The organism is Aquabacterium sp. (assembly GCF_030652515.1).
Lineage (GTDB): Bacteria > Pseudomonadota > Gammaproteobacteria > Burkholderiales > Burkholderiaceae_C > Aquabacterium.
Window position 1 is genome coordinate 1 of sequence record NZ_JAUSAR010000099.1, and the last position, 10,199, is coordinate 10,199.

General features: G+C 62.8%; 1 protein-coding gene. It reads right to left on the reverse strand.

Annotation, left to right across the window (positions count from 1 at the left end; all coding sequences use genetic code 11):
• Positions 1-116 precede the first annotated feature (116 nt).
• Positions 117-6,614 carry an NACHT domain-containing protein gene (locus Q7V20_RS11655; protein ID WP_304790919.1) on the reverse strand — a complete coding sequence of 2,166 codons (6,498 nt, stop codon included), beginning with the start codon at positions 6,612-6,614 and terminating at the stop codon, positions 117-119.
• Positions 6,615-10,199 lie beyond the last annotated feature (3,585 nt).

The window sequence follows — 10,199 nt, forward strand, 5'->3', positions numbered from 1 at the left end:
CGGCACATTGACGCGCACCAGAGCGATGCTACTGAGACGCCGTGGCTGTGTCCGTGAAATGACCTCGTGGGTGTCCCGATTGCGCCAGCCGGCCATGACGGCATCACGCAGACACATCAAGGGGACTGCCAGACGGCAGTCAGCTCCTTGACGGCAACAGCAGCCGCCTGTTGGCTTGACTCCGCAACGCGCAGCAGAAGTGTACGCACCGCCGCGTCAGCTGGATGGAGCCGCACCAGCTGGCTCACGGCAGTGGCGGACGCCTGCTTGTCCGATTCCGCTACGCGCAACAGTAGCGCGCGCACCTCCAAGTCGTATGGGTACAGTTGAGCCAGCTCGCCCACGGCAACGGCGGATGCCTGCGTGTTCGATTCCGCTACGCGTAAGAGTAACGCGCGCACGTCTGCGTCAGACGGATGCAGCTGCGCCAGCTCCTTGACGGCAACAGCAGCCGCCTGTTGGCCTGAGTCCGCTACGCGCAGCAGAAGCGCGCGCACCTCCGCGTCAGCTGGATAGAGCTGCACGAGCTGGCTCACGGCAGAAGCTGATGCCTGCTTGTCCGATTCCGCTACGCGCAGCAGAAGCGCGCGCACCTCCGCGTCAGCTGGATAGAGCCGCACCAGCTGGCACACGGCAGTAGCGGACGCCTGCTTGTCCGAGCCCGCTACGCGCAAGAGCAAAGCGCGCACGTCTCCGTCAGACGGGTGCAGCTGCGCCAGCTCCTTGACGGCAGAAGCAGCCGCCTGTTGGCCTGACTCCGCAACGCGCAGCAGCAGCCCGCGCACCTCCGCGTCAGCTGGATAGAGCCGCACCAGCTGGCTCACGGCAGTAGCGGATGCCTCCGTGTAAGCTTCCCCTACGCGTAAGAGTAACGAGCGCACGGCTGCGTCAGACGGATGCAGTTGCGCCAGCGCCTTGACGGCAGAAGCGGCCGCCTGTTGGCCTGACTCCGCCACGCGCAGCAGAAGTGTACACACATCCGCATCAGTTGGATAAAGCTGCACGAGCTGGCTCACGGCAGAAGCTGATGCCTGCTTGTCCGATTGCGCTACGCGCAAAAGTAACCCTCGCACGTCTGCGTCAGAAGGATGAAGCTGCGCCAGCTCCTTGACGGCAAAAGCAGCCGCCTGTTGGCCTGACTCCGCAACGCGCAGCAGAAGTGTACGCACCTCCGCGTCAGACGGATACAGCGGTGCTAGAAGCGTGACGGCAAAAGCGGCTGCGGGTTGGCCTGACTCCGCCACGCGCAAGAGCAGTGAACGCACGTCCAGGGCTGATGGGTACCGCTGCACCAGTTCGCGCACAGCAACAGTGCTTGCCTGCTGGCACGAGTCCGCTACGCGCAGCAGTGACGTGCGCACCACCGCGTCAGACGGATACAGTCGTGCTAGCTCCCTGGCGGCAGATGCTGCTGCAGGGAGGCCCGACTCCGCCACATGCAACAGCAACGTGCGCACCTCTGCATCAGCTGGGTAAAGATGCGCCAGCTCGCGGGCGGCAGAAGAGGCTGCTGCCTCACGATCCCCCCGTGCAAGGAGCATCAAAGTTGCGCGTACCTCTGCGTCAGACGGGTGCAGCTGCGCCAGCGCGCTCAAGGCAATATCGGCCGCCTGGTGGCCCGATAGCGCTACCCACAGCAGCGCCGCGCGAACCTCTGCGTCCGATGGGTACAGTAGTGCTAGCGCGCTCACAGCAACAGCCGTAGTCTGGTGGCCCGAGTTCGCCACGCGCAGCAGCAGCGTGCGTACGTCCGCATCACACGGGAACAGCCGCACCAGCACGCGAACGGCAACAGCGGCTGCATCGTGGGGAGCCGCCGCCACGCGCAGCAATATTGCGCGCACGTCGGGGTCCAGTGGATAATGTTGCCCCAGCTCCCTCAAGGCGACAGCTGCTCCGCGCTGGCCTGACTCCGCCACGCGCAGCAACGAGTTGCGCACACGCTCGTCAGATGGGCGAAGCCGCGCCAACTCACACATCGCAGAAAATGCTGCACGACGGCCCGACGCCTCCACCTGCAGCAGTGCTGCGTGCACTCCCACATCAGATGAGTACAGCAGCGCTAGCTGCCGCACGGCAACGTCGGCTCCGCGTCGGCCCGACTCCGCCAAGCGAAGCAACAATGCCCGTACCTCCGGATCAGCTGGGTACAGCCGTGCCAGCGCATGGACAGCGGCAGGAGCTAAAGAGTCCCCCAACTCCGCGATACGCTGCAGGAGTGCGCGCACACTTACGTCAGAGGGGTACAGCCGCGCCAGTTCGAGGATAGCAGCAGTGCCAGCCTTCTCGTCCGAGTCTGCCACGCGTAGCAGCAATGCGCGTACATCCGCGTCAGAAGGGTATAGGCGTGCCAACTGGCTCACGGCAGCAGCGCCAGCCTCCTTGCCCGACTCAGCCACGCGCAGCAGCAACGCGCGCACATCGACGTCAGACGGGTACAGGTGCGTCAGCGCGACTCTGGCAGCGGTGGCTGCGCTGACGTGGGCCGACTTCGCGACGCGAAGCAGAAGCGCGCGTACGTCGACATCACACGGGTACAGCTGCGCTAGTTCCGTCACCGCAGCAGCTGCTGCCTGCTGGCTCGACTCCGATACGCTCAGTAGCAACGCGCGCACATCGGCGCCAGACGGACACAGCTGCGCCAGCTCCCTGATGGCAGAAGCCGCTGCGTTGTGACTAGACGTTGCCAGGCGCAACAGTAACGCGCGCACCTCCGCGTCCGACGGGTACAGATGCGCCAGCTCCCTCACAGCAAAGCCAGCTACCCCTGTTTGCGACTCTGCCATGCGGACTAGTAACACGCGCACGTCCGGGTCAGCTGGATACAGTCGCGCAAGCTCACTTGCAGCTTCGGGACCCGAGTCCCCCCGGCCAGCCACACGAAACAGCGTTGCGCGTACGTCAGCGTCGGATGGGAACAGATGCGCCAACTCGCTGATGGCGGAGTCTGCAACCAAGTCACGCGACTCCGCCACGCGCAGCAGCAATGTGCGCACATCGGGGGCAGAAGCGTACAGTCGCGCCAGCTCGCGCACGGCCGTCGACTCCGCAACTGCGCTGCCTAGTGCAAATGGCATTCGCAACGTCATCCCATACCCGTGCAGCCTCAGCTGGCGCATGAAGGTCAACATGACGCTAGACTCCGCGGAAGGCCCTGATGCAGCCACGCGCAGCAGAAGGCCGCGAACCTCTGCGTCAAACGGAAACCGTTGCACCAGCTCCCTAATGGCAGCAGCAGCTACTTTTTGACCAGACTCAGCCACGCGCAACAACAGCTCGCGCACAGACGGGTCAAATGGGTACAACCGCGTCAGCTCGCTCACAGCAGAGTCAGCTCCTCGCTGGCTCGAAGCAACCACGCGCAGCAGTACCGCACGCACCCCTGCGTCCGTTGGGTACAAGTGCGCCACCTGGGTTACGGCGGCGGTAGCCGCCGCCTGATCCGATGCCGCCACGCGCAGCAATAGCGCGCGCACATCGGCGTCAGAGGGGTACAACCGCGCCAGCTTGTTAACGGCAGCGGTGGCTGCGGGTGCATCCCCGCCTGACGCAGCCACGCGCAGTAGCAACGAGCGCACGTCCGCGTCAGAGTGGTACAGCCGCACCAGCTGGTTCATGGCCGGAGCCGCAGAATCCTGGGTTGATGCTGCCACATGCAGCAGCAGTGCGCGCACATCCGGGTCCGACGGAGACAAACGCGCCAGCTCGCTCAATGCGGCGCGTGCCGGAGGTTGGCCCGACCCTGCCACGCGGAGCAGTAGCTCACGCACGACTTCATCAGACGAGTTGAGTCGAGCAAGCTCGCTCAAGGCACGTTCAGCTTCCTGCTTGCCTGACGCCGCCACGCGCAGTAGCAAGGCGCGAACGTCCGCGTCAGATGAGTAGAGTCGAGCGATCTGGCTGACGGCATCGGCAGCTCCCCACTGGCCCTGGCCCGACCCTGCCACACGCAGCAGCACCGCGCGCACCTCCGCGTCAGAGGGATACAACCGCGCCAGCTCGCTCACTGCAACAGCAGCTCCCCAATGACCCTCGCCCAGCCCTGCCACGCGCAGCAGCAGCGCATGCACCTCCGCATCGGATGGGTACAGCTTCGCCAGCTCAAGTACAGCAGCAGCAGCAGCCTGCTGACCCGACCCTGCCATGCGCAGCAGCAACGCGCGCACGTCCGCGTCAGTTGGGTACAGCCGCGCGAGCTCGGCCGTGGCAGCAGGTGCACCCTGCTTGCCTGAGCTTGCTACGCGCAGCAGCAAGGCACGGATATCCGCTGCAGACGAATAAAGCAACGCCAGCCCGCGGATCGCAGCGTCGGAGCCCAGTGTACCAAGCTGAGCGATTCGCCACAAGGCAGGCCGTGTGTCAACGTGATCGCGCCAGCCGCCTGCCAGCTGTTCAATGGCTGCGTCTGCTATCTCGTTCGCTGACAACGCGGCACGGTACAGCCAAATGCGCGCACGCACGCTGCCTCGCCATGCCTTGCCAACCGCACTAATCGCACGGCGACGGAGCTCGAGACTGCAGGAAGGGTCTTCAGCCATCCGAGTAACTGCGTCAAAGGACCGATCAATGAGAGCCACAGTGAGGGCCGCGGAGCTGGGCAGCTCCCCTGCGCACTCGGCAGCCAACACGCTCGCGTCCAGTGAACGCATGTCTAGAAGTGCTGTCAGGCACGTCTCGACGCGCGCTTTGTGCAACATGCCACTGAGCAGACGGAGAACCTCATGCCACGACGGCTCATCACAGTGAGACGTGTACAAGAGAATGAGCGCCTTCTCATCCAGCTCGCCAGCGTCGAACTGATCCTTGTAGTCCATCGCAGCAAAGTACTCCATGAACGTCCGGTGTACGAAGGCGTAGTGTTCGCCGCCGACGAAGCAGAGGATGAAGTGGCGGTCGCGCAGCTGCGCAATGACCCCCATCACGCATCGCGTTGTAAACGCAGCATCAGGCGGCATGTGCGCTGCGCGCATGTGCGCATGCAGGGCATCCGCAAGCTCACGCTGGAGGTCTGTCGCCGAGATGACGTTGCCGATGCGCCCGTCGTGTATCTGCATCCCGCGCGCAATCTTGCGCAGTGCTGCTTCGCGTGCGGACGTTGGGAAGACGTCCTCTGCCACGATGTTCGTGGTGTGCAGCGGGTTCCAACGCGCCAGCAGTAGCTCGACGCACTTGTCGTACAGCTTCACGCGCTGTCGGGGCAGTTCCTGGCTGCGGTTGAGGATGGCCATCAAGGTGAGCAGCAGTGGGTTACCAGCGAGCTGCATGATGGCGGGAACGGTTGAAATAGACCGCTGGATGCGCAGCAACCGCAGCTCTCGCTCCGAGTCCTGGGTGGGTGTGTGCGTCTTTGCGTGCCACGCGACTAAAAACGTATGCCGCTGCGCAGCGTCCAGATCCTGCAGCGCAAAGTGCGCAAACCCCGCATCGTGCAGCGTCTTGCGAGCGTATCCGACAAAGCGCGAGGTGACCACAATCCGCGCAGCAGCATGCCGCGCCGCAAATGCGGCGACGTCGTGCACGACGCCTTCCCACGCGTCCTTGTCAACCACCTCGTCCAAGCCATCCAGCAGCACAAGCGCGCCGCCATCGAGGGCCTGATCCAGAGTGGCACTGTTGAACGGAAATCCAGTAAGCTCTCCACGAGCGAGGAACGCTTCCAGGGTCACCAGGATTGAGCGTGAGCGCTCAGCAGCATACCGCCGTAGCTGGGCATATAGCGGCAGTGGTGTCGTACTCCGCGTCTGCACCGACGTCGCAGTAGCCCAGTTCAATGCTACATGCTTCAGCAGACTTGTTTTGCCAGAGCCTGGGTCGCCGAGGATCACGACGCGTGTGGTGTCGGGGGCGTCAAACAGCCGTGGTGCGCTCCGTGGCTGCTGCCGCAAAAACTCCTCCTTCTTTGTCAAGGCGTCCATCGTTTCATCGGGAACGAGCCAGCCGTCCACCTTTCCGCGCTCGCGCAACAGCGCCACCACTGACAGTGGCAGCTCCAGCGCAAGCACAGTGCAGTCGCCAGCCGCGCGAACATGCTGCGGGACAAACACGTCATTTAGCGGCAGCTCCTTGTAGTATGATGCGTCGACAGTCAGCGCCTCCACGTCCAGAGTCGTGAATGCGCGCCGCACAGCGGCAGCATACAAGTCCAAATTAACGACGGCAGGTGGCGCAGGCAGTACAGCGCGCAGCATCGACTTCATGTCCTGCTGCATCTCATCCATGCGCGTGAGCACGATCAGGATGTTGCCGTCTGCGTTGAGAGTTGCTGCCAGATCGAGCCGCTGCAGGATGGCGTCCAGCTCGCGTCCGATTTCTTTCAGCGTCGCCCCGTGTGCTGTTTGCCAGATGAAGCACACAGCGCCGCTTTTGCGACGGTACGCGTCGCACTCCCTGACGACGGCGGCGAGGTGCCCAAGGTAGGTTTCGAATTCATGGGCGACTCGCGAATGAAACGTGACACCCGCCGCTGCGAAGTCGTCGCGCGTGCCCCACACGAGCTCCCCCATGGCGCGCGTGTCCTTCAGCATGCGCGCGTATTCGTCCTGCACCTCATGCGCGCCAGTCGCTGCCTCTCCCAGCAGCTTCAACAGCGAAAACGCGACTCCGATGAGAGGCATGTGCTCGCCCGCTGCGCCGAGGATGGCCGCCGCTTGCGGCACAGCAGCGAGGAAAGATGTGGCGGCTTTTCCTGCTTCCTCCCAGACTCGCGCACCCTTGCCCGCCTCCTTCGCAGCATTGTACGTGTCAATGATGGCCGAAACGCTTCCTACAAAGCCTGTCGCTGCCTCCCTTGTGCCCGGGGTAGAGTAGGTCGACGCAGCTGCCGTCCCAGCCACCAGGTCGCCAAACCCATGCGGAGCAGGAGCGGCAGCCGCCGTCGGCGCGGCAGACGCAAGGCCAGGAAACGCGGGCGCAGCAGACGCAGCAGACGCTCCGTGTGATGAAGCCGAATGCGCCTGCAAGGTAGCGTGGCGGCGAAATCAAGGGAGGAAGGTGTGTGGACCGTGTGCGCAGTGCGGCTTGGGGGGAGTTGCAGGGGAGAAACCGCGCACTCACCGATCCCATTGCAGGGCGACGTGCTGTAGAATGTGCGGGGTGATCAGGGCACCAATGCGTCCACGTGTATCGTACGGGAGCGTGTGCGGGGGTATTGGTGAGCAGATGTCTGAGAGGCGGGGCGGAAGGGGCTCGTTTCACAATTGGAGGTCGCTCGGCGGTTTCTCCGCGCGACAAGAACACTGGCAAAGCACACATTGCAGCCAATTCCGTCTGGTGCCAAACTAAGGACCGGGGACGAGATTTAAGCACCGAAGAAATAAGCCTCTGCACCCGTCCATTGGTTGACGGGGCGAAAGGAGAGGGGGGCGACGTTTCGAAAGGATACCACCGGTTCGGGGCGAAGTGACTTCGCCGAAGTCCGAAGTGTACCAGGATCTCACTGCTCAAACGATATGGAGGAGAGCAAAGGACACGCGCCACGTACCTATGTCATAGTGGGAGTAACACAATGTCCGTCACCGGCCACAATCGTGCTGTGAATTGCACCTATGTGCTGAGGCTGTTGTCTTTGCGAGCGTAGCGAGCTCCCCTCTTCTGTCGTTCCCACATCTCTTGGCCTGGGTTGCGCGCATTGGCGCCCTCAGTCACCTCCAATTGAAGTGCTAACTCACAGATACTTTTCGATGCGAGATTGAAGGATCGGCTGGGAATCAAAGCACGCGCGCGCCGCCATTCTGCTCACATATTTTAGTAGTTCCCAAAAATAATTCGGCGGCTCATGCCGTTGAGTTCAGTGCCGCCTGCCACAGCTCCACCACACCGGTACTTGTGTGTCCTACCGGTGCCCAGTAACGACACCTCTACCGGTAGTTGTGTCTGTTGTTGTCGCACAAAAGCCTCAAATTACTGAAATTGAGAGCCACGGGCCACACCTTTGTCGCCACGAAAGCGTGGTCGCCCCCCGGCGGCGTGCAGCTGCTGCGCGGGAAAGCTTCTAGCAACTCCGGCTTCACCAAACACTCAGCCTCGACTGGCAATTCGAAAAGACTACGGAGCGGCAGCGGTGGTGGTGGTGGTGGTGCAGCAGTAGCAGGTACGTGTGGGCTTCTGCGTCACAACTGTGCTAGCGGCACCCCTGGCCCGTCCCCCGCCGCCGTGGGGCCAACCAACTTCCAGCTGCACTACAACGCCGGCCACAACGTGGACGGCGCCCGGCACCAACCCCACACCCGCCACGCCAGCAGCACCCACTCCGCTGCCTCCGTCAGCTGCCGGGCATCCACTGTTGCAGCCACCGGGTGGGTTCCGCTTTGACAGCGGTGAACTTGGGCAGCTCGGGTGCCGCCACGTCGTGGGTGCGCTGGGCATGAGGCCAGCCCGCTTGATGTTGGCCATCCACTGGCGGCCTGATTCACAAGTCCCAGGGCATGTCGTTGGCCTGCGGCGGCGTCGACATCGGTGAGAGGGAGATGTCCACTGGCTTGACGTACGTTGCGTGGTCCCGGTTCATGACACTGGCGGGCTTGCGGTGCACGGGCACGCCCATCACCTTTCAGCGCCTCAAGGCCATTGGCAGCCAGCCACGCTTCAGGCAGCGCATCCGGTACGAGGCCGCCCTGCGCACACGCAAACGCGGCATCCTGACCCTCGCCCTGGGCTGCGTGCAGCGGGCTGCCTCCGCGTGCACTGACGCCATCCTCCGCAGCGCCCTCGCGCAACGTGCCGCTGAGCTGCAGGCCGCGCCTGCCTGTGGTACCGGTGTAGGCACCGTGACCACACGACCACACACACACGCCCACACACACGCGCACATGCGGTTCCCCCCGGCCTCTGCGCCCTCTCTCCCTGCACCACCCCCTCCGAGTCTCCACCTCACTCTCTCCCCTGAGCTCACCCCACACACTGGCATGTGCATGACTTTTCACCTTATTTATTTCAAGTTGCAATGCCGTCGGGCCACCCTGCCCCGGGCCTCCCGCCCCGTCACCGCCCCTCTCTGTGACAGCTACGCGAGCCCAGGCAAAGTGTGTTTGCCAGATATTACACACTCGAGGCCTCGATACGATGTCGTACAAACGTAATACTTCAATGAATCAATCACTGAGGTACTGAGACTTTGCTAATCTGGTGTTCGCACAGACACCACATGCAGAGCGATGCCGTAAACACTTCACAGCATGCTGGTAGGAAGGCCCTTCTGCGAAGCAAGCAGGGGGAGGCCAAAAGAGGCAGTGAAGCAAGCCAGGCCACACAGCCAGGGTTGCGTTTACCGCATCTACCGCCAACACGGGTAACTCCGTGCTCGCGGCGGACACTGTCACTGTCTCACCGCCCACACCGGTGGCACACACCACCGGTTACTCCTGCCACCTTGCCACCGTCATCCTCATCCGAGGGACCCAACGACGCTGCGTACTCGTGGGGTGTACATGGGGTACCAGCAGTGCAGCAACGTTGACTGTGTCCCTGGCTGACGCGTCACGCGCATGCGTGCGCGAGACGACATGTTGTCTTGCACACCAAAGGCCTATCGAAATCGTCGTTCGAACGGGATCACGATGTTACGTGATGAGATAGTTAAAAACTCTAGAGCGGAATCTCTTTGAACTCAGGGTTTGTGTCCAACAGGATGGGGTGTGCTCATGGGGGTTTGCTGATCTGAGTGCCGCACAGGGCACTCACTACGAGGTGTTGCGGCGGGCAAGCGAGCAAGGAGCGCGTATCTCACCGGATACCGCATGCCAGCATCGAGCCACAATCGGTGCAAGCAGACGCACACAAGGAAGCAGAAACATGTCAGCTAGGTGTCATCAATACATAAGAGACAGGCGGACCGAGCTGAGCGTGCTGGCGCACACGATACTCAGGCTAGCTGCCCGAGTGCTGGTGAGTCACTGGCCACAAGGCAACAAGGCTCAGTGCCACTCACCACAGTCTCACTACATGATGACGGTCCCCTGGCAACGTTGGGGGGAAAACTTTGGAGCCCTCAAAAGGGGCAAGGGGGGACAATATGGTTGGCAACCTGAAAGGGGGTGGGGGGAGCTCTGATTTGGCCCTGTCGGCACATTGACGCGCACCAGAGCGATGCTACTGAGACGCCGTGGCTGTGTCCGTGAAATGACCTCGTGGGTGTCCCGATTGCGCCAGCCGGCCATGACGGCATCACGCAGACACATCAAGGGGACTGCCAGACGGCAGTC